Annotated in this window: 15 protein-coding genes, 1 tRNA gene and 1 pseudogene; 9 read left to right on the top strand and 8 right to left on the bottom strand. The window is 52.7% G+C overall.

All coding sequences use genetic code 11. The features are described 5' to 3' along the window. Positions 1–15 precede the first annotated feature (15 nt). Positions 16–285: a hypothetical protein gene (locus tag ABRP31_RS13985; RefSeq protein WP_349970027.1), complete on the top strand. Its 270-nt coding sequence runs from the start codon at positions 16–18 to the stop codon at positions 283–285. Between the two features lie 384 nt (positions 286–669). Next, a pseudogene (locus ABRP31_RS13980) lies at positions 670–954 on the top strand (Sir2 family NAD-dependent protein deacetylase); the annotation flags it as partial. A 300-nt stretch (positions 955–1254) separates the two neighbouring features. On the opposite strand, the gene ABRP31_RS13975 reads toward ABRP31_RS13980, so the two are convergent. Both ABRP31_RS13975 and ABRP31_RS13970 read right to left on the bottom strand, forming a co-directional pair. Continuing rightward, positions 1255–1345: transfer RNA gene (locus tag ABRP31_RS13975), tRNA-Ser, on the bottom strand. A gap of 84 nt (positions 1346–1429) precedes the next feature. Then, positions 1430–2425, bottom strand: a complete 996-nt coding sequence (locus ABRP31_RS13970) for a DNA-binding protein (RefSeq protein WP_349970026.1) — start codon at positions 2423–2425, stop codon at positions 1430–1432. 183 nt (positions 2426–2608) lie between these two features. Between ABRP31_RS13970 and ABRP31_RS13965 the strand changes: the two genes are divergently transcribed. Then, complete coding sequence (locus ABRP31_RS13965; RefSeq protein WP_349970025.1) at positions 2609–3556, top strand: tyrosine-type recombinase/integrase; 948 nt, start codon at positions 2609–2611, stop codon at positions 3554–3556. Positions 3557–3887: 331 nt separating this feature from the next. Here ABRP31_RS13965 and ABRP31_RS13960 read toward each other — a convergent pair whose 3' ends face one another. The 6 genes from ABRP31_RS13960 to ABRP31_RS13935 all read right to left on the bottom strand — a co-directional run bounded on the left by ABRP31_RS13960 (position 3888) and on the right by ABRP31_RS13935 (position 10609). Further along, positions 3888–4160 carry a helix-turn-helix transcriptional regulator gene (locus ABRP31_RS13960; RefSeq protein ID WP_349970024.1) on the bottom strand — a complete coding sequence of 91 codons (273 nt, stop codon included), beginning with the start codon at positions 4158–4160 and terminating at the stop codon, positions 3888–3890. 755 nt (positions 4161–4915) lie between these two features. After that, a complete protein-coding gene (locus ABRP31_RS13955; protein ID WP_349970023.1) occupies positions 4916–5206 on the bottom strand; it encodes a hypothetical protein in 291 nt (96 codons plus the stop codon). A 589-nt stretch (positions 5207–5795) separates the two neighbouring features. After that, positions 5796–7070 (bottom strand): hypothetical protein, encoded by a 1275-nt coding sequence (locus tag ABRP31_RS13950; protein WP_372489406.1) that lies wholly within the window; start codon positions 7068–7070, stop codon positions 5796–5798. Positions 7071–7102: 32 nt separating this feature from the next. After that, positions 7103–8035, bottom strand: coding sequence for an ATP-binding protein (locus ABRP31_RS13945; protein ID WP_349970021.1), 933 nt, complete (start codon positions 8033–8035; stop codon positions 7103–7105). Positions 8036–8043: 8 nt separating this feature from the next. Then, positions 8044–9960: a hypothetical protein gene (locus ABRP31_RS13940; RefSeq protein WP_349970020.1), complete on the bottom strand. Its 1917-nt coding sequence runs from the start codon at positions 9958–9960 to the stop codon at positions 8044–8046. After that, on the bottom strand, positions 9950–10609 hold the full coding sequence (locus ABRP31_RS13935) for a hypothetical protein (RefSeq protein ID WP_349970019.1): 660 nt from the start codon (positions 10607–10609) through the stop codon (positions 9950–9952). Before ABRP31_RS13935 ends, ABRP31_RS13940 begins: the two co-directional genes overlap by 11 nt. A 1040-nt stretch (positions 10610–11649) precedes the next feature. Between ABRP31_RS13935 and ABRP31_RS13930 the strand changes: the two genes are divergently transcribed. The 6 genes from ABRP31_RS13930 (at position 11650) to ABRP31_RS13905 (ending at position 20502) form a co-directional block, all read left to right on the top strand. Continuing rightward, a complete protein-coding gene (locus tag ABRP31_RS13930) occupies positions 11650–12150 on the top strand; it encodes a hypothetical protein (RefSeq protein WP_349970018.1) in 501 nt (166 codons plus the stop codon). 33 nt (positions 12151–12183) lie between these two features. Then, entirely contained in the window at positions 12184–12543 is a 360-nt protein-coding gene (locus ABRP31_RS13925; RefSeq protein WP_349970017.1) for a hypothetical protein, read from the top strand. 600 nt (positions 12544–13143) lie between these two features. Continuing rightward, positions 13144–14511: an alpha/beta hydrolase gene (locus ABRP31_RS13920; RefSeq protein ID WP_349970016.1), complete on the top strand. Its 1368-nt coding sequence runs from the start codon at positions 13144–13146 to the stop codon at positions 14509–14511. Between the two features lie 2 nt (positions 14512–14513). Then, positions 14514–15593 carry a serine protease gene (locus ABRP31_RS13915; RefSeq protein WP_349970015.1) on the top strand — a complete coding sequence of 360 codons (1080 nt, stop codon included), beginning with the start codon at positions 14514–14516 and terminating at the stop codon, positions 15591–15593. Then, positions 15590–17401 (top strand): serine protease, encoded by a 1812-nt coding sequence (locus tag ABRP31_RS13910; RefSeq protein ID WP_349970014.1) that lies wholly within the window; start codon positions 15590–15592, stop codon positions 17399–17401. Before ABRP31_RS13915 ends, ABRP31_RS13910 begins: the two co-directional genes overlap by 4 nt. Then, positions 17398–20502, top strand: a complete 3105-nt coding sequence (locus ABRP31_RS13905; RefSeq protein ID WP_349970013.1) for an ATP-binding protein — start codon at positions 17398–17400, stop codon at positions 20500–20502. Before ABRP31_RS13910 ends, ABRP31_RS13905 begins: the two co-directional genes overlap by 4 nt. The last annotated feature ends 87 nt before the right edge of the window (positions 20503–20589 follow it).

Below are 20589 nucleotides of genomic sequence, written 5' to 3'. Positions count from 1 at the left end.
ACAGTCGGGAATATCATGAACCAGATCATCCAACCCCTGCCTGAACTCGAGATCACAGAATTTAGAGAGCGGTATCCCAACATGTTCTCAGACCAAGCAGTCGATGAAATCTACTGTGATCCTGGGTGGCGGGAAATCCTGATTGCCCTGTGTGACACAATTCAGGATCACCTCAGGAGGCATCCGGAAGTCCCAGCAGTCACGATCGGGCAGATCAAATCTAAATTCGGAGAACTGCATTTTTTCTATGACGGGGGGGGGATGCTTACTGCAGGGGCGCAGTAGATGTAGCGATCCAGCTGTCGCTCAAGACGTGTTCAGTCTGCGGAGCGCCAGGAAAACAGGTAGGTGGTAGATGGGTTAGCACCCTGTGCTCAACCCATGACGGAAGCAGTCGTCAAAATTCGAAGGTGTGAACTGACGGGCCTCACTAACGGCTTAGTGAACCCTTAACCACTAGATGAAAGGTGATGCGCGCTCATAATGCAACGCAAGCGGAGCGCGCAGGCCACCGGCCGTAGGCGTGAGGATGGAAGCCCACCGGGCCGAGACACGTAGTGGCTCGGTTTACGACAGCCGTCCGCAAAGCGGCACGCCCAATGCCCAGAAAACGTATGACGCCCTCGCTAACAAATCGGGCCTCAGCAAAGTAAATTGAGGAAAGCAACTATGCCCATTACCACACTTGCAGAGCACCTTCGGGTAGCCAAACACGTCGTAGTTTTTACCGGCGCCGGCGCATCAGCAGAAAGTGGTATTCCGACCTTCAGAGATGCGCTGACTGGCCTCTGGGAAAACTTCGATGCATCGAAACTCGCGACAGCTGAAGCATTCCGTGCAGATCCAAGTCTCTGCTGGGGGTGGTACGAATGGCGTAGACGCAAAGTCACCCAGGCCCAACCTAACGGCGCACACCATGCAATTGCACAGCTCTCCACCCAACCTCCGACGCTCAAAGCGGAGCAATCCTTGAAACTCGACTCGGGCGCAATAGCGACCATGCTGATCATTCTATGCCTGGGTTGGGTTGCGATCTTGGGCATAGCCACTACCGCACGCTTCATGAGAGCGCTCGTTTTGTGGTCGGCGTTACGAAAGGTTCGGTCACGACGCAATGACGTAATAAGGGGCTACAGAATCATTGCGCCTTACGAATGAAGGAAACCGGCCAAGCACCTACGTCTAGTCACCGACTGCGGCTCAGACGAAAAAAAGGGCATAGCCGAAGCGTATGCCCTTGATTTTACTCATGTTTGGCGGGAAACCAGGGATTCGAACCCTGGGAACGCTATTAACGTTCGCCGGTTTTCAAGACCGGTGCATTCAACCACTCTGCCAATTTCCCGGGTGTTGCTGGAGGTCACAGAGCAAGGCGCTACAACTGGGTACCTTAGATAAGAACTCTAGAACCTGTTACAGTCAGCAGTTTTCAATACTGCTGGTCAACCGATGCGCTCTGGCCAGCATGCAGTTGGGCAAGCTCGGCTTGAGCCGCAGTCAGGAGAGCTTGAGCGTCAGCCGCTTGCAGATTAGCCTTCTCTACAAACTCTCGCATCGACTCAACTTCTCCTCGTAGCTGCCCGATCTGCTCCCTCAGAGACTCCTCCCTACCGCCTGCCTTAGCTGTTGCTAGCTTCAAGCCTTGAATCTCTCCGGTCAGACGATGCACCGCGTTTTCACTTGAATCCAGCGCCTTGACCTGCTGCCGGGACTCGCTCAGCAACCGCTCGTTATCTCGATTTAGCCGCGTCAGTTCGTCTTGCTTGATGATTAGCGTTTGCTGCATCTGACGAAGCTCAACCTGAATCTGCTGGATCTGCCCCTCATGCCGGCGTTGCTCTTGCTCTCGCTGCTCCTTGACTGCATTGCGATAGTGGTCAAGCGCATCACGAGCATGCAGATGCTTTTCTTCCAGCGAGCGAACCTGCTCATCCTTTTCCTGGACGCGTACCTCCAAGTCACTGCAGTTCTGGCTGAGGCGCGCGTTACGGGTAATCTCAGCTTGCAGCGATGTCTGGCTGGTCTGGAGCTCATTCGTTTGAGCTTGCAGCGCCACCCCCTGCACGTCGAACTGCCGCTGCAGGTTTAGCAAACTGGTTTCCACATGTTGAAGCTTTAATTCCAACTCGGTGCGTTGCTGATCAAACTGTGCCTGAGCATTGGAAATAGCCTCGCCACCCTCTTCCATGAGGCGCTCCATCAAACGGGAAACAAGCTCCGTTAACTCATCGCTTAAGCGATCTCGGGACGCGCGCGGCCGAGGGTCAAACGCTTCAATTTCCTTCAGATAACGATGAATGGTGGTCTTCGATCCAGTATTCCCAAGCTCTACGCGCACGGCATCAATGCTGGGATTCTCGCCCTTGGCAAGCAGCGCTTCTCGAGCCTTCTGAACGATTGCCTTATTTATTCCGCCGCGCGCCATGATCTGCTCCTACGATTTCGTATGATGTTACGTACTACGTAATTACATAGTACTAAGACATTCAAATCGAAGCAATTTATTCCCTTTTCTGTGATAAGATAATTGAGGCTTATCGCATGTGATACGCGTTAAAATCGAGTCGACGCTCCCAGATGGGTACGTTTGCTTTGTAAGGGGGGCGAAATGAGCAAGGCTGATCAATACCTGCGGGCCGGCACCCGGGAGAACACCCGGAAAAGCTACAAGGCTGCGGTGGAGCACTTTGAAGTGACCTGGGGAGGATTTCTGCCGGCCACTGGAGACAGCATCGTGCGCTATCTCGCTGACTACGCCGACCAGCATACGATTAGTACGCTTAAGCAACGCCTGGCGGCGCTGGCTCAGTGGCACATCACCCAGGGCTTTCCGGATCCGACCAAGACCCCCACCGTGCGGCAGATGATCAAAGGGATCCGAACCTTGCACCCTGCGCAAGAAAGGCAAGCCGCGCCCCTCCTACTGCGCCATCTTGAACAAGCCGTAGGCTGGCTAGAGCGCGAAGCGTCACTTGCAGCAGAAAGGAATGACTTGAAAACCGTCATGCGGCATCGACGGGATATTACACTGGTATTGATCGGCTTCTGGCGCGGCTTTCGCAGCGATGAACTCGCTCGGCTGCAGGTTGAAAACATTCAAGCCGAATCGGGTGTAGGCATCACGTTTTACCTACCCCACACCAAAGGCGATAGACAGCACTTGGGCGCCACGTTCAAAACCCCTGCTCTCAAGAAACTTTGCCCGGTCAATGCATACATCAACTGGATCTCCGTAGGCGGCCTTGCTCGTGGACCAGTCTTCCGGCGACTGGATCGCTGGGGCAACCTTGCCAATGCAGGCATCAACTCCAACAGCATCATCCCGATGCTGCGTCGGATTCTCGAACAAGCAGGGGTTCCAGCAGACACCTACAGCAGTCATTCGATGCGCCGAGGATTCGCAACCTGGGCCTGCAGCAATGGCTGGGATATCAAGTCACTGATGAGCTATATAGGCTGGAAAGACGTGAAATCAGCCTTGCGCTATGTGGATACTGGAGGTTCTTTTGGAGATATCGACCTTCGAACTACTACATCACACATACAAGCTTATTAGGAAAGCATGCCTCCCCCCTACCAGAAAACCCTGACAGCTACTTCGAACATAGGTACCCAAACGTAAGCAGTACCACGCATATCCTGTACGCATAGCGCAGGAACCGAATGAGGAAAGCACCATGCGAAAGCAAAAGACCGACCATTGCTAACTATAGTGTTCGATTTTGGAACTGGCTAGCGAATCTAACCCTGCTGTTAATCCACACAATGCAGCGTACTGGCCACCTGCACCATCAAGCGTGACGCTGGCGGCGATTGCTATCTGGAAGTGGGACTCGGAACGATTTCTCCCGCAGCAGGGGGATAGGGAGCTTTCTCAACCCTACCCTCTAGGGCTCAACCTCCTTAAGAATGCGCTTTATCAGGGTCGCCAAGTCATTATCTGGCTCCAGAATCAGGAAGGTCTCCACCATCAATGTAAGTGGATGAACACCCGTATACCGTGCCAGATCAGCGGCTTTTTCCACCGTCACATTCTTGAGGCCACGCTCCAGAGTGCTCAAATATGTCCTGCTGCTTACTCCGTGAAAATCTTCTTGCGTTAATCCTCGCCGAACTCGGGCGTTTCGAAGCGCAACGCCAAAGGCCTCTCTGATTTCCATCACCGTTCCTCACAAAAGGAACGATAAAGCCTTTTTTGATGCCTATAGAGCTACAATCTATAGTGTTCATTTCTGTAGAATCTTCACGCTGAACGACCACACATGAGCGCAGCAACCATCTGGACGAGTGATCAAATTGTCCAATGCGTAGCAGCTAACATTAATTTTTCTAGGTGCTTTTAGTGATACTCGTTTATGACCCGACTCACCGCCAAGTTCGGATGTGGACTCACGCCGAGATTGAGGGGCCATGCTTCATCGCTACCATCACGTCGATGCGGACCGGACAACGCAACCGAGCTGCGGTGATTGAATGCGCTCATGAACTGCACTACTACCTCTCGGTAGTCGACGATGTCGAGGTCAAGCACGTTCAAATGATGTGCCCTCCCTCAATCAGCGGTCGGAGTCATTGGGTCCTTGAGGAGCTAGAGAGCATAATTATGTTCCGCGGAATTGCTTCAGGTGAAAACGCCGTAGTCTACCGGACTAATGTAGCGAGCTATAAAGTTGGCGACTTGGATTTGCGGAGAAAAAAAGAAGCGCGGGTGCTGTATAACATACAAACACTAAAACATCGTAAAAGCCAATACATCAATAACGACACAAAAGATTCTGATCTGAGGCTATATGGCGCGCTATGGGAAAAATGGGAAAATAGAATTCACCCCAAAAAAACTTAAATAATTTTGCACCGATGGCTCGCCAATCAAAGCCTAGGACACTGAAATCACCTGCTAGAGTGTGGGTCAATCTCACTCGGGTGGCGTATCTACAGATAACGAGCCGAACGGATTCACATCTTCACGCAGAGATCGTCGTATACTTTGAATGACACCCTCAAGAGCCTGAATGGTAGAATGCAACTCCCGGATTTCTTGAACTAGTTTTAAGTTCATTTTATTCAAATTATCTCTACTCTGCTCACAGACATAGAGCTCATAACAAGCATCACTTTTAGCCTTATCAGCCTCAAGCAACCGATTTAAAAGTCTTTCATTATACTTTTCAAGATGAAGCACTCGCTCTGAAAGTGAATGTGACATGAAATATTCCTCCTGCATCCAAATTTTTAACATTGATGCAACGTTGGATCTGAGCTACAGATTGGCCATTAACAATGGTACACTCAATATGACTGAACTATTAGACTTTAACACACGCAGCTACCCTTCACAATTTCAAGAGTTGATACCCACTCAATCCTCTCAACATTTTTGCCGGCAATTAAGATACGATACCAGCGTCTCCAAATCAGGATTCATGTGAATGCTAGGAGCTCAAACTCATCATTCAACGCCTGTACTGCCGTGAGTCGAAAATATGAACACCTGGCCGCTCGGATTGAGCTCTCCGAACTAAAGTTCGCCCCCTCCTTCCTAGGAGAAAGGGCGTGATTAACTCTTGCTGAGCTGGATCTAATTTTGAAGTAATAAAGGGCTTAAGATGGCCTACACAATGTCTATCAATTCCCCCTTCCACATTACGCGCCCGCCCAGCCCGAATGAACTTATTTCGAGCGTCGTTTATTACTCAAATTAGTGAGAATCATCCCGTCTCCTGTTACAGACTTCCTTGTGGATCTTATTCGCATCTGTGGCAGCTGGCTATACTCAAGCATAATGCTGCAGGAAGCTATACTATTAGAACATCAAGATGACCAGACTGCGAAGCATGTTTCGAAGAATTTAAGCTCACTGTTAGCGCCCCACCGCTGCCATCTCGATTGATATCTAACGACATCCTCGAATTGTTAAAACAACAATTTCTAAAGCGAAACGATGATCTTCGGATGTAGACAGGCCAGCAGCTGCCCACTGAAAACATCGGTGTTTGACGACACACTACCCGGAAGTCGCACCCTCTTTCAATCATGTATTGAAGCTCACCTAAAATCCAGAGAAATAGCATTCGAAGCTCCCGAAAAACCGACCGATCACCCAAGCTTGAAACCACACTTGAAAACTCAACGAAGCCGGCCTCTAGCGCCGACACCCCACCATATATAGGCCAGTGAGGATAAGCTAATTTTAGCCTCATCAACACGTAAGCCAAAGCAACTGGACACAGGGAGTTTCGATAAGGTTGCCCGTCCGGATAACCAGATATTGCATTAGCTTCAATCAAGCAATTTCTATGGCTTTTCAGGTAGCATTTCTCTACCGCATCGCAACTTTCTTGAACAGTTTGGGTTCTAACATTAAAATCTAAACCGTCTACTCTTGAGTTATAGGCCGGGTGCCGCATCCAAAATACCTTTTGGCCTGGTCCGAGAATTCTACATACGCGCTCAGGACTTGGAAGTTTCATCAACTGTTCGAGCGGCTCGGTCAAAGCCCCACGCTCATCTAGCGATTCATAATATGATCGAGCATGCGGGTGCCCACCTTGATATAATTTAAAAAGTTTGCCGTACCACGATGCCAATTCCTCACCATTTTTTCTTAATATCTCAGGTATAGCATTATTTCTTCGCATCCTAATCTCTTGGACCATCTCAATAATATGGAATCCACAAGCGCATGTTGTAGATTTTGCCGAAAAGTTATCATTAGGAACATAGCCTTTCAGGTATTCGCTACTACATACTTTACAAGCAGATTTTAGCGCGCACTTGTGAACATGACAGAATGACTGTACTGTAATCATATTGAAAACAGAGTGATAGCCAAAAGCAATGCATTTAGGACAATACTTTATTCCCCTTCTTTCGTCTCCTAAGCATGCTACAGGTGCAAATCCGTGAGGGTAGTTGTTTTCTTTAACAGGCAAGAAATTTCGCACATCCAGTCTTGAGAAGGTATTAGGACCAGATCTAGGTGAGCCTACCAACTTAGCAAGTTGAGGCGTTCCGATAAAGTTGAGATGCGAAGCTTTTATGAAAATTGACGTTACCGACTCATATGGCATTGGGCCGATCTTGGGGTAATATAAGCTCATCATTAGTCACCTGTGTCAATCTTACGGCAGAACTGCTCAAAATTGCTTTCTTTGACCGCTTCTTCAATCAAGTCAATAGAAACCCTCAAAGCCTCACAGTCATCATGGCTACATATAAGGAAGATGTATGACACTACTTGGGTAATATGTTCCATGGGAAGGTTGTCAACATACCGGCCTCGGGCTACCCGCGACATTTCTCGCCAAATATCCTCAGCAAGGCTACTGAGCAAGAAACCTCCCGCATACGCCAGCGGCAAAATTTCCTTTGTGAAACTATCAGAACAATCTGAGGCACAGTCTGTGTCATATAACGCAAGTACCGTTGTCAAATCTTTTAATTTCGTTACGCCGTACAAGGGTTTGATATCACTCATAAACCGACCTATCATGTGACGATCGTCATTTTCAAGAAATTCAACTATTCGTTCTTCAATACTGGGCATGGCGAATGAAATCACCGTTAATGTGATTTTATGCGCTCGTAACTTGTTATAAAGATCTGCAAGCTGATCAAAATCCCTTGCAGACAGACGCTGCAGCTCATCGATTATCAGCACTATTTGCTTCGCATCACTTTCAGCCGCCCTTATCTTTAATCGCTCTATGAGCATCGCCTGCCGTTGGATAAATGTTACTCTTGGCTTGGGCTTTAACCTTTCCTGCTCTATTAGCTGATGAATGATAGAAGAGTATTGCGGATTCAAATCCTTGTTTGTAGCAACAATCATAAATGTATAAACCTTAGGGAATTTTTTGGGAATTTCTACCACAAGTGCTTCGCAGCATCGCGTTTTACCGACGCGAGGCTCACCGGTAAAAATTACTCCTGTTTTGCGCATGAGGACTTTGAAGCAACAGTTCTCAATCACCCACTTAAGTGTTGGAGTGTTTAACTGATACTCAGTGCTCAATATTGGATGTTCGTAATCCATAGCGCCCCCTAGCTAAAAAGCTTTAGCATTTTCCAACGCGCAGTGGTAGCTGGCAACACCTGTTCAGAAAGTTGATGTTCGACGTCGCCAGTTAGATCATTCAAAGATGCTTTCTCTGTCTCCAGCTGCAATCGCTTTAGTTCACGATTATTATTAGTGCTTGAATTCCCCCTTAAATGCTTATTCCAAGCAATAATAGGATTCTGGCCAGACACCAACCTAAATTCTTTTTTCCCCAATGCTCTATTTATCAACTTGCGTGTAGTTACACTGTGTGCAACATCCCTCCAAGCAGCTTCAACAGTAAGAACGCCTAGGTATATACCATCAGGCAGATATGCCTCAACAGTACGGTAATCGTGAGGTGTGATCTTTAACAACAGCTTCACCCCAATCAGATGAGGTGAATTTGCAAGCTGAGGGTTGGTGTAGGTAGCTTGGTCAAGCTTAATACGTGGACGTATACCCTTTTTCACACTTCCGGTGACCCTTGCTTGACTGGTGAGGCTACCCAAAGACACAGTATTAATATAAGTTTCAGCTGTATATGAGTGCAATACATCTTTCTCGTATATAAAGTCACGCAATATCTCTAGTGGTGAGTTTGCTTTAATTTTACCACCTTGCGGAGTCCCATTATAATTTGCCGTGTATACATCCATAACTTCTAGAGCTTCGTCAACATCTACTTGGTAGCATACCGCAGCCTGCTCAGGGGATTCGACTCGACCGTTGCCTTCTGCGGGCGAGCTCCCTGTAGTGGAAGGTAATTGATGCATAACCTTACTCGCAATCCTTTTGAACAGCCTCTCAACGTTCGGTCGCCTTGCGGGCTGCTTTAGCGGTCCGTAATTAATAGCGAATCCAAGGGAGTGCAATGCCAAATCATATATCTTCTTAGCGTGATGCTGCATCGCGTTATCCAACGCTACTGCACCCCAAGTATGATATTTTAACTCTGGTAAGACGTATGAAGGCATACCTCCGTCATCATTATACTTTAGATCCTTCACACTCAATGACTTCCTTGGCACCCAATCACCTGAGTATGCTTCGCAGATAAGATCGAATAAATCCTGCGACCTGATTTCACTTGAAAAAACAAATTTTATAGCAAGTACGGCGTTACTCCGCTTACAAATTGCTGCTATTAACCAAAACCTACTTATTACGTCTTTAGTTTTGGTTCGTCGATCCCCGCTGATATTCAAAACGAAATAAGCATCCACGTAATATGAGTCTATTTCAATAAAATCGTAAACATCGTAATCGGCTAAAAAAGGCTCGTAACCTGTACCAACCTTGCTATGAATTAAAGCATTAAGCCCGCCAGTTGCTCGTGCGGCCTTAGTGAAGTCACTATGCAGAATGTCATCGATCAACTGATAGATAGTCTTTGGTGCGCCCCTGGGCTGGTTCAGTGGCCATTCATCATCGCGGATGCCCTTGGTCTTGCATAAATCATAGAACACATCACATAGATGTCTTTTATCGAACCTGCTTCCATGATCATGACTCCTACCCTTCCTAAGAACCTCATTAGCAAATGCCTCAGCAAGCCCAGGGGTCTTGGCTAACGTATAGCCTAACGCCCCACTTAAGCCTCCTTGCTGTTCACTTCTCTTGGGTTCTAGAGGTTTGCTTCTTAGGTTAGGGCCAATTCGCGCGCCAGGGAGCAGAGCAGCCTGTCCCCAATATAATCCTTCATCTGTAATAGACGTGTAGCGATCAAGAAATCTAGATAGTTCGCTTTCGCAAATGCCTGTCATTATTTTTATTTCAGGCCCGGTGACCCCATCAAGTTTTAGTTCTACGGCCTGAAGCCGTGAAAGATAGGTGATTTTATCTTCGGGATCTAGGTTCGACGGATCGACTTTAACAATCCCCACCTTAGCTAACGACTCTCTAGTAACTTTAGTTTTCATTCAGCCACCACTGAGTATCGAGCGCAAAAAAAACCCGATCAAAGTTAACTTGTATTTTTCCTTCCGCATACATGCGACAGAACACTAGCAGGCATAGGTTTCGGTCATAGTTTTGGACGCCGGACAGGTAGCTTTTCAAACTCCCATATTTATGGGTGTTCACATGCACGTTTGCTTCCTCGACGAGACCGAAAGGAATATAAGTATTTTTTCCTCCGCATAAAAAGGTAGACACTCTTAGCAGTGGGAAAACCTTCCACTTGCTGGCCGCCCAATCATCATCATTAAACTCTTTATATATATATTTCTTCCGAAGGGCGACATCTATTTTCTCAGCTACGTTTGCTGAATAGCCATTAACTCGTAGGAAATGGAGTTCAGTCGCTCCCTGGACAGGTAGTACTTCGAAATGGAAGTCCAGATTATATTGTGAGCTGGAGGGCGACGTACTAACTAGGATCTTGCTTCCAGGCTGGAAGGCAAAACTTCTTACGTCGGGAGAAAACTCAAGATTTAGCAACCAATGTGCTAGCTGACGATCGCTACCCAACAGCAGAACTTTATCAGCCTTTAGACTATATGCTGCCCATAGGTTGCCGAAGTTTTTGCCGCGCGTAGTAAAATATGATGTTTTACTTTTTTTAGGCATAGCCACCCCCTTAATGGGTTGTGGATATGCTGGTCCTTATCTCAATTCCCTATGCTCGGGGCATTCCTAATAGTCCATAGCGGCACTATATCCCCTGAAAACCACTATGACAATACTAAAAGCAATTTTAGCATAACTTGTTGATTATATTGACTCTTTATAAAGGCGCGATCAGTGCAATGATTGTTTCTGCAGACGTTATGTCATGTCACCTCACCAACCCTGCGCTCTCACTCCAAGCTGAAGGGGCCAGTCTCTTGCGAAGGGACAGTCCTAGGGGGCGGGTGTGTAGAGAAATGCTCCACCGGTTTTAGAGTTGGAGATGTTGGCTTAACTCACGCTACGTAGCGGTCCTGCGGACCAACCGCTGTGTGCACCTATCGCAGTCGAATCAAGACGTCGGCCAATGAGAAAGCGGTCAAGTTCTGAATAAGCGTCCGGCAAGTCATCAACCTGACTGTATTTCTATCACCCACAAATAATGAGTGCTGACCTGCATCATCCCACGTCACCGTCCGGGCAACACACCTCCTGATGCCATTGCTTACAGCGATGGTGCCCACCTAAATTAATATTGATGGAGAATTGCATTCCACTTGACCACCCGTTTGCATTGCCACTGACCAATCATTTGCATTCGACGTGACCAGGCCTTTGCACGAGACTTGACCGGAGCATTGCATGCCCCGACCGGTTGGAGTCGACCCAAAGCGGCCAGTCGCACCGGCCAGTTCTTGAGATAGCATAAGGATCAGGGTGGACGAACTTGGGTTGTTGGTGGACCTGACCGAAGGCCGATGGTAGGGAACGCGAGATGAAATAGAGTGGCCAGCACAGTCATTGTGAGCCTTTAGGGATGGAATATGATTTTCAACGAGGACGATCGCTTTGAGCGATGGCTAAAGGGATGCTAAGAGGCTTTCAGCGGTACTAGCAGACAGCTAGCTTGAAAAAAGTAAGTGTTAAGGCTTGGCCCTAGATAGGCGAATAGGTTGGCTTCCTATAGATTGCTTAGCTTGGCAAACATCGAAGGGAATCTCATGGCTGACGAGTTCGTTGTTCAAAGCGATCGGGGCTCTCTGTGGCATTGCTGGGACCCTCATATCCAAACCCCCGGTACCGCGCTGAATGACCAATACACTGGGCCAGATCCTTGGAGCAAGTTCCTGGATGCTGTTGAAGCTTCCAGCCCGCCTATTCGAGCCTTAGGCATCACCGACTACTCCGGTATTGAGCGGTACGAGCAGGTCGTGGAACTCAATAGAAAAGGCCGATTACCAGGCGTCGGTCTGATATTCCCAAACGTAGAACTGCGATTGGGCGTCGAGACTGCGAAGGCATCCGCATTCAACATCCATCTGCTTTTCTCACCTCATGACCCGGATCATGTCGAGCGGATTAAGCGTTTCCTATTGGAGTTTGAGTTTCCTCACCTTGGGGAGACCTTTCGGTGTCATCGTGATGACCTTATCCGGCAGGGACGCACTCACAACGCCCAACTGACTGGTGATGATGCCGCTCGTTCCGAGGGCGCTAACTAATTCAAGGTAAGCTTCGATCAGCTTAAGAAGACGTTGTCGAAGAACGAATGGGTCAAAAAAAATGCACTTATCGCTGTAGCAGGCGGAGAGAAAGATGGCTCATCCGGGCTGCGCGATGCTACGGCTTCATTTGCTGCGCAGCGCAAAAATATCGAAGGTTTGGCGAATATCGTATTCAGCGCAAACCCAAAGCAAATTCGGTTTTGGCTCGGCAAAGAGTCAGCTTCAGTTGAGGAGCTCGAAAGTCAGTACAACGGCTGCAAACCTTGCCTGCATGGATCGGATGCTCATTCTGCTGCAAAAGTTGGCCAACCCGATGGTGACCGCAAATGCTGGATCACCAGAAGAGCGAGTTTTTGTAGGTGCCGAGCCTCCACGCGGCGCGGTGGATAGCCACGCGATCAAGTCAGTGTCCGTCACGAATGCGCCGTGGTTCGCCAACGGTCCTGTAGTATTGAATGCTTGCTTGGTTGCAGTGATTGGTGCTCGGGGGTCTGGTAAGACTGCACTTGCAGATTTGATCGCCGCCGGGGGCCTTGCGCTTTCCCCCCATATGAACGAACGATCCTTCATCCTTCATCCTTCATCCTTCATCCTTCATCCTTCATCCTTCATCCTTCGGGCGAAACAGCACCTCGATGATAGTGAGGCTGAATTGCATTTGGCGTCCGGAGAAAAGACCGGAAATCAGCTCACCGAAACTCACATGGAAGATTATCTGGCTAGCCCGTACGTTCAGTACTTATCGCAGCAGTTTGTAGATCAGCTCTGTTCTGCGGAAGGCTTGAATGACGCGCTGGTCACGGAGATCGAGCGAGTTATTTTTAATGCGCATACCCGATTAAATAGACTGCTGCCATCGTCGAGGTGCAGAGCTACATATTCGTCGAGATGTGCATTGATGAATTGTAGCGATTTGCAATCATCGAGGCATTTGGCTAATTTCTCTCAACCCCAAGTGAGCGCAGCTCGAAACCCGACAAGGAGGTTGAATTGGATATCGTCATCCTGGTTCCAGGCATCATGGGCACTACCCTGCTGGCAACCGACGCAGACGGCAAGCCAGAAGAGGTTTGGCCGCCGACGCCCTACGAAGCCGTGATGGGCTACAAGCGCCTGGATCTGCTGACTCGGCCCGACCTGAAAGTCGGCGAGCCGATCAACAAAGTGGCCTGCTACAACTTCTACAGCCTGCTGCGCGAACACTTTGACGACCTGGGGTTCAAGAACACCGACAAAGGCAAGCGCCGCATCGAGTTCGGCTATGACTGGCGGCAAGACAATTTCGATAGCGCGCAAAAGCTGGCCAAGCTGCTTGAAAAACTGCACACCCAAGAGCCCGGTGCGCGCGTTACCCTGGTCGGCCACTCCATGGGCGGCCTGGTCTCGCGCTTGCTGCTCGAACAAGCGCAAAACCAAAAACAACCTTGGTTCGCCTGTATCACCCAATTGATTACCCTGGGCACACCACACCTAGGTGCACCACTGGCATTGGCGCGCATCTTCGGCTTGGACAGCACCGCGGGGGTCAGTGCAACAGACGTCAAGCGCCTGGCCAACGACCCACGCTATCCGTCGGCCTACCAACTCCTCCCTGCCCCCGGTGAAGCGGCGGTATGGGCGCTGAACAGTCCTGACCTGAGAGCCGTCGACATCTATGAACAACAGTCGGCCAAGGACTTGGGGCTGGACTATGGCTTGGTGAACAAAGCTCAGCGGATGCACCAAGTGCTCGCTGCGGGCACGCGCCCTGAAGGGGTGCGTTATTTCTACTTTGCTGGCAACGGCCATCAAACCGTCACCCGCATCAATGTCAATCACACCTCCGGCCAGCCTGTTAATCATGCCAAGTCGATCATTACCAAAACCGATGATGCCGGCGACGGCACAGTGCCGCTGTACAGCGCGTTACCTACGACTGGCCAGCGCCAGATCGTGATCAACGAGCACGCCACCGTATTCAAAGGCGAAACGTTCCGCCGTGCGTTCTTCCGCTTGCTGGGCGGGAACGTTGGGCCTGCCATCGAGACAGTCGGCGAAGCCACATTGGCGGGCTCTCTTGATCGTCCGGTCTACGAGCAGGGCGAGCCAATCGAAGTGACCTTGGAAGTGCTGAACCTAAATGCACTCGATGGCAAAGGGCGCACCGCGAGCATCGAAGGGGAACTGGTCATTACCGACGCTCGCGCAGATGCACAATTGCCAGCGCATACATACCCAGTGAACTATTCAGGGCCACTTCTCGACCGCCTCAGCCTGGTCATCAAGTCCAATAATCTCGCGCCAGGCCTTTATGAATTGCGCTTCCAGGGCCAACCGACACTCAGTGAACCGTTGCACTTAGCAATCACCACAGTGTGAACATGGACGTCGCAAAGCGACTGCGCACTCGCCTGTGCAGCCAGGTAAACGTGAATGGCCGCGAAAGCCTTGGGGCGGATCCACTGACCGAGCAGGCACGTGAGCATTCGCTCGCGCGCCTGGCAGCGCAGGTCGATGAAAACGACCCTGCGGCCAGGCACCTGCTGGCCAGTGCTCGCGCAGGCCTTGATTACCTGCGCAGCGAGAGTGGTATCCTCACACAGGCCATGCGCGTCGGCATCGAGGCCATCATCCTCACCGACGGCTCGCGGCCGGCGCTACTGGTCAGTAACGACAGCATCGATTTTCAAGACCCACACATTGGGGGCTGGCTCAGCCGCCTGACCAAGAGCAAACCCCTGCTCAGGGAAACGTTAGGCAAAATTGCCCGCATTGCCCAGCAGCAGCCCAACGGCGACAGTAAAACGTTGGGCACGGGCTTTTTGGTCGACACGGGCCTGCTCGCGACAAATCGCCATGTGCTGCAGGAAATGGCCGCACTGGACGGCACGGGTACTTGGCGCTTCAAGGACGACCTGGTCATCGATTTCGGGGGTGAGCATCAGCGCAGCAACCCACCGGCTGCACTCGCTCGCCCCGTCGCCGTTGAGCGCTTTGGGCCCGAGCCGATCTTGCAACTCGGCGAACCACGGCGCCTGGACTTCGCCTTGATACAGATCCAGGCGCTGCCCAACAATCACCTGCCCACGCCACTGCAAGTGTGCGATGCAGACGATGCCCATGCCTTGAAGCCAGGCACGCCGCTGGTCACGATCGGCTTCCCGGCCGAGCCGTCGTTTGGCATGGAGAACGCCAAGGTTCTGTTCAAATTATTCAAGGGCGTTTTCGACGTCAAACGGCTCTCGCCGGGCCTGTTGGGAGATACGCTTGGTCAGGTGCCCGGCGATAGCCAGCCTCCGCGCTGCTTCAGCCACGACGCTTCGACCCTGGGCGGCAACTCGGGCAGTTGCCTGATCGGCCTGGATGATACCTGGCAAGTCATTGGCTTGCATTTTGGCGGGCGATCCGGGGAGTACAACTTGGCCCATGACATACGTGCGGTGATGGAGAGTGGTTCATGACGGCGGAGGATCTACGCCTAGCCAAGTGGGTGGTCGATGGTGAGTTGGCCTTTGCCGAACTTTTTCTCACCCTGCAACAAAGCGATGACACAAAGGTCCAGTACGATACCCTGAGCCAAGCCGGCGATACGCTCGAACAGCGCCTGGCCAGGGCCTTCGGCCACGCACGCTCGGGAGGCTGGCTGAGCGAGTTCTGCACCAACTGCGTGACCGCTCGGCTAGTGACTCGCGGCTTCATCGAGGAGGCGATCAAGCAGACCGCATCGCCCTGGATGGTCAAAGCCCAGGCCTTGATCGATGCCGATTCAGCATTCTTGAACAGTGCCTTGCATGCCAAGGGGCTACTGCACGTTGCCGACTATGTGTGCCGTATCGAGATCGATGGCCGGCATGCCGGCACAGGGTGGCTCGTGCCGCCTGACATGGTGGTCACTGCCGGCCATGTGCTGACCTCAGGCAGACCGAATGGCCCTTTGGTCGCTGTGGACAAATCCGAAGAAGCCGACCCTTTCAGAGTCGTCGTGTACTTTGACGACAAGCTCGACGTGTTCGGAGGCCGCCGGGTACGCCGCAAACCTCGTGAGTTCCTGCTTGCCGAACAGTGGTTGGTGGCACTGAATTCTCCGGAAATACAACCTGGCGGGATCGTCCAGCATGGTTTGGCCGGCCAAGACTACGCCATCATTCGCCTGGCCGAAGCCCCCTTGCCGATGGCCCGACCTATCGAGATGAGCGCTGCCCTGCCGTATCACCAGGATTACCTACTGGTGGTTCAACATCCCGAGGGGCAAGTGATGTGCCATCAGCAAGGCAAGGTTACTGGGCTGCATGTAAACCCAGGGCTGTTCCAGCATTCGGTCAATTCCGAGCCCGGCAGCTCGGGGGCGCCATGTTTCGACGTCAACTTCAAAGTAGTCGGCGTTCACACGGGCGAGTTGCTTGGGATGACACCGGCGAGCAACCTGGCAACGGCCATCGATCAAGTTGCTGCGGCCATTGCACAACAACCTGTAACGCTGCCATCAAACTGGCCCTACAGCTTCGATGATGCGGACGGGTTCTCGCGCCCCATCGTTGATCGCGAGCAGACCCTGGCATGGCTGCGTGAGGCCTGCACCAACGACAACCAGCGCGGGCTGATTATTCGCCCGAGCCTGCGCATGCCGGCTGGAATGACCTTTACCGCTGACTTGTTCAAAGCCCTGCTTCCGCCTGAGCAGCACCGTGTGGTGCGGATGTCGGCGCTGGATATCCATGCCCTTGGCGCAGAAGACTTCGCATTGCGGCTACTGACGGCCGCAGGCAAGAGCACCCCCTCGCCGTTCACCCCGCCGCAAGGTGAAAACACATCCGTAGCCTACCTGCGCAACACCTTGGTACCCGAGTTGCTGGCCAGGCTTGACCAAGCACGCATGGAACGCCATGTCTGGTTGCTGCTCGACGACCTGAAACGCCCGGACGCCTCCCATGTGCCGCTGGGCGACAGCAATAACCTTCGCGAATTGCTGGAGTTGCTCTACGAGGCACTGGCGGGCTACCACTGGCTACGCATCGTGTTGCTGGGCTATGAGGGCACGCCTCCCAGAGCCGCAGCCGCCTACTGGAGCGAGCAGATACTGCCCGACCTCACACCTGCAAGGTTCTCGCAGTACATGGATAAAGCCTTCTCTGGCGTGCCCGACATCAAGTACCGCACAGCATTGAGCAAGCGCTATAAAACTGTGGCTGCCGGCCAGCCCACAACTGCCAATCTGCACTGCATGGCCACGACGTGCGGGCTGTTCCTCGACAACATGAGATCCCTATGACGGCCTCAGACGACGAAGCACTGCGCAAGCGCCTCACCGCGCTGGAAGAAAGCCTGGCCGCCCAGCAAATACCGGCCACCGATACCTTTACCGAAAAGGCCCGCGAGTTGATTGCCAACGTCGCCTTGGCAGGTGCTTTCGACCTCGGCCAACTGGCCCGCAAAGCCCCCCCCAGCGAGCGCGAAGCCCTAGTTGCGCACCTCAGCGACATCTCCGAACTGGTGATCGACACCGGGGACCTGTACCGCCGCCTGTCCATCGGGATTCGACGCAAGGCGCTGACCGAATTGCTGGCCAATCCGGACTTCACGCGCAGGGTACTTGACCATTTCAAGCCAGCCCTCCAAGACCTCGAAGGCAAGTACACCGCACAGCTACTGCGTGGCTGGCAGCCGCAACTGCGACTGCTGAGCACGCCGCAGTTGCAATCCTTGGCGGTGGCCACCGGTTGGTTGCAAGGCTTGTCCGACACACGTAAAACCCTGAGCCTGCCAGATGCAGGGCAGGTGCAAAGCGAAATCGGTAAACGCACCCGTGATCAGGAGCTGCAGGCACTCGTGGGCGAAGGCCTGATCGGCCGCGAAGATGAACTGAGCGAGCTCCAGGTCTTCGCCACCGATGCGCAAAATAAAGGGCAAATTCGGGTCATCTCCGGCGAAGGTGGGATAGGCAAGTCGAGCCTGCTAGCGGCACTGACCCAATCATTGAATGCCCTCACGCCTCCCATGCCCATCGTGCATTTCGATTTTGACCGGCCCTCGCTAGACCCTGAAGGGCCTGGCCTGACCTTGGAGCTCACCCGCCAGTTGGCCCGCTACAACCCCAAGGCCAAAGACGATTTCAACGATATCAGAAAGAACTTCAAGCGCTCATTCTCCGATCGTTCGGCTAGCCGCTACGACATGAGCTCTAGCCGCGAGCAGACTTTGTCGTCCAGCATGGAAGGCAGCGCGTTCATCCGCTCAGTCATTCACCGGCACGGGCTGCACAAGCAACCCGTCTTGCTGGTGCTGGACACGTTCGAAATGCTCGCTGGCCGTGGCGATAGCGCCGTCGGCGCGTTGGCCGAGTGGCTGGACATAGTCTGGCAGGACTTCGACATGCACGGCATGCGCGTGCTGGTAGCAGGGCGTGCGGCGGAAAACATGGCGCTGCCGTTGGGCACCAGGATCGGTAAACCGTTCAAGCTGGCGCCACTGTCCCAATACCATGCCCGTGCCCTGCTGAGCCGCGAAGGCCTAAGCAGCCGCCATGCAAAAAAAGTGGCCGCCGCGCTGGACGGCAACCCGCTGGTACTGAGGCTTGTGGGCCGTTACTTGGCAAACCATCCCGACCATGTAGAAGAATTCCTGAAAGATGCTGCCGGGCTGGACAAGGCGCTCGGCCAGGGCGTGCTCTACACCCGCATTCTCAATCGCATCGGCATTGGCGAGAGCGACCCGCTGCGCAAGCTGGCGTATCCGGGGTTGGTACTGCGTGTGGTCACGCCAACACTGGTGCATGACGTGTTGGCCCCCCTGGTGCTGGGCGACGAGCTATCGCAGGACCAATCGCAGGCGCTGTTCGACCGCCTCAGGCAGCACGCCTGGTTAGTCGATGAGCACGCGCCGAATCAGGTACGCCACCGCAAGGACCTGCGTATCGTGACCTTAGGCCTGCTGCGCAAGGACCCGGTGGCCGGGCCGCTTGCGCAGCTGTTGCACCGAGAAGCCATTGAATATCATCGTGAGGAGTGCGACCCAGACCTGTCGAGCGAGCAGCACCTACTGGAAGTCGTCTATCACCGCCTGATGACGCTGCAAAGCCCGCAGCAGTTGGACCAGCAGGAGCAGACGCTGGTCAGGCAAGCCATGGCCGGTGACCTAAGTGAGCTCACCCCCTACCCGGCAGCGCTGGCACGCGCCTACTGCCAAATGCCGCCGTTGCGCGAAGACCTTGCATTGTTGCCGGGTGAGTTGCAGCGTGAGGCGACCGCTGAATACGCCTGGGCGCTGATCGATGCCGACCGGGCCGAAGAAGCCTTGGCACTTCCGATACCGGGCTTTCTGCCCGTGTGGTGGCTGACCGCGCAGCATGACTTGGCTATGTGGAATACCCCTGCCGTTGGTAATGAGCTTGACATGGGCTATGAGGCCTTTCGCGGTATCGCCTCCAGCAACCGCGAGCATCAACAGAACGCCCTCGCGATCAGCGCATTCCTCGACCTCTGGCGGCGCCGAACCCGCAATATCCCCAAACCTTCAGTGTTGCTGCGTTTGGTTGAAGCACGACGCACAAAACGCACGACCGGCTGGCTCAAGGCCATGGTAGCCTGGGGTATTGGCGCGCTGCAGCAACCTGCCAACGTCGATCAGGAATGGATGGTGATGTACTCGATCCTGACGCAGACCCTGGATGATTCACCGCTCGCCAGTTACGAGAAAGCACGCCTCTGGCTACTGTTGTGGGCGGCGGGCCACGTCAGTGAGGACGACCTCTTCGTGGTTCACGGTGATGCCTTGTCGCTGGACGACCGCTGCCTGACCAAGCTTCATAGGTTGTGTGATGTCGTGCCGGACAGTTACCAGCTTCGTGCTTGCCTAGCCAAGATCAGAAAGCAACGTGTCAAATTGGAGCAGGTCGGGCTCTACACCCGCCAGCTTGCCGAGGCCATCACCCAGTGCCAGGCCAATCGGATTGGCTTTTTCACGATCGCAGGATTCACCCCCAACGAAATGCTGCCTGGGATGGTCGTCGAGTTACGTGCTCCCACCCGACAACTGATCCGCTCTGCCCTCACCGATGCCACTCAGCGCCAAGCCGCCAATCGGTACTTCCTCGATCTGATTTCCAAGACACTAGGCACCCCGGCCGCACTCAAACAGGATGTATGGCTGAGCAAATTATGGAAAAGCAGTGGCAATAGGGTGTTGATACCCTTCGTTGAATGGCTCGCGCGCATGTGTTTGGGCAGTGAGGTGTGCCGCGAGTTCGAGCGGATCTGTACTGGCGACGCTTCGCGGCAGTTCCACCAACTGGCACAGGCCTGGCGCTTGGTCGAGGCGCTTGAGCCATCCTCACCAGCGCCCACGACTCGAAGGCCCGAAGGCCCCAGCCGCTGACAAATTGTCAAAGGTCCTAGCAGGCTCTGTCGCGTCTAGACTGAGCACAACAGATCAGATAACAGCAACCGGGGGCCACACATCGAG

This window comes from Pseudomonas caspiana (genome assembly GCF_040224095.2).
In the GTDB taxonomy this organism is placed as follows: Bacteria; Pseudomonadota; Gammaproteobacteria; order Pseudomonadales; family Pseudomonadaceae; genus Aquipseudomonas; species Aquipseudomonas caspiana.
This window is presented reverse-complemented; position numbering and strand designations above follow the sequence as displayed.

Bases quoted from the DNA above. Each gene is read 5' to 3' on its own strand.
- ABRP31_RS13960 (WP_349970024.1), bottom strand. From the start codon at position 4,160: ATGGAAATCAGAGAGGCCTTTGGCGTTGCGCTTCGAAACGCCCGAGTT.
- ABRP31_RS13945 (WP_349970021.1), bottom strand. From the start codon at position 8,035: ATGGATTACGAACATCCAATATTGAGCACTGAGTATCAGTTAAACACT.
- ABRP31_RS13970 (WP_349970026.1), bottom strand. From the start codon at position 2,425: ATGGCGCGCGGCGGAATAAATAAGGCAATCGTTCAGAAGGCTCGAGAA.
- ABRP31_RS13965 (WP_349970025.1), top strand. From the start codon at position 2,609: ATGAGCAAGGCTGATCAATACCTGCGGGCCGGCACCCGGGAGAACACC.
- ABRP31_RS13940 (WP_349970020.1), bottom strand. From the start codon at position 9,960: ATGAAAACTAAAGTTACTAGAGAGTCGTTAGCTAAGGTGGGGATTGTT.
- ABRP31_RS13955 (WP_349970023.1), bottom strand. From the start codon at position 5,206: ATGTCACATTCACTTTCAGAGCGAGTGCTTCATCTTGAAAAGTATAAT.
- ABRP31_RS13930 (WP_349970018.1), top strand. From the start codon at position 11,650: ATGGCTGACGAGTTCGTTGTTCAAAGCGATCGGGGCTCTCTGTGGCAT.
- ABRP31_RS13915 (WP_349970015.1), top strand. From the start codon at position 14,514: ATGGACGTCGCAAAGCGACTGCGCACTCGCCTGTGCAGCCAGGTAAAC.
- ABRP31_RS13985 (WP_349970027.1), top strand. From the start codon at position 16: ATGAACCAGATCATCCAACCCCTGCCTGAACTCGAGATCACAGAATTT.
- ABRP31_RS13910 (WP_349970014.1), top strand. From the start codon at position 15,590: ATGACGGCGGAGGATCTACGCCTAGCCAAGTGGGTGGTCGATGGTGAG.
- ABRP31_RS13935 (WP_349970019.1), bottom strand. From the start codon at position 10,609: ATGCCTAAAAAAAGTAAAACATCATATTTTACTACGCGCGGCAAAAAC.
- ABRP31_RS13905 (WP_349970013.1), top strand. From the start codon at position 17,398: ATGACGGCCTCAGACGACGAAGCACTGCGCAAGCGCCTCACCGCGCTG.
- ABRP31_RS13950 (WP_372489406.1), bottom strand. From the start codon at position 7,070: ATGCCATATGAGTCGGTAACGTCAATTTTCATAAAAGCTTCGCATCTC.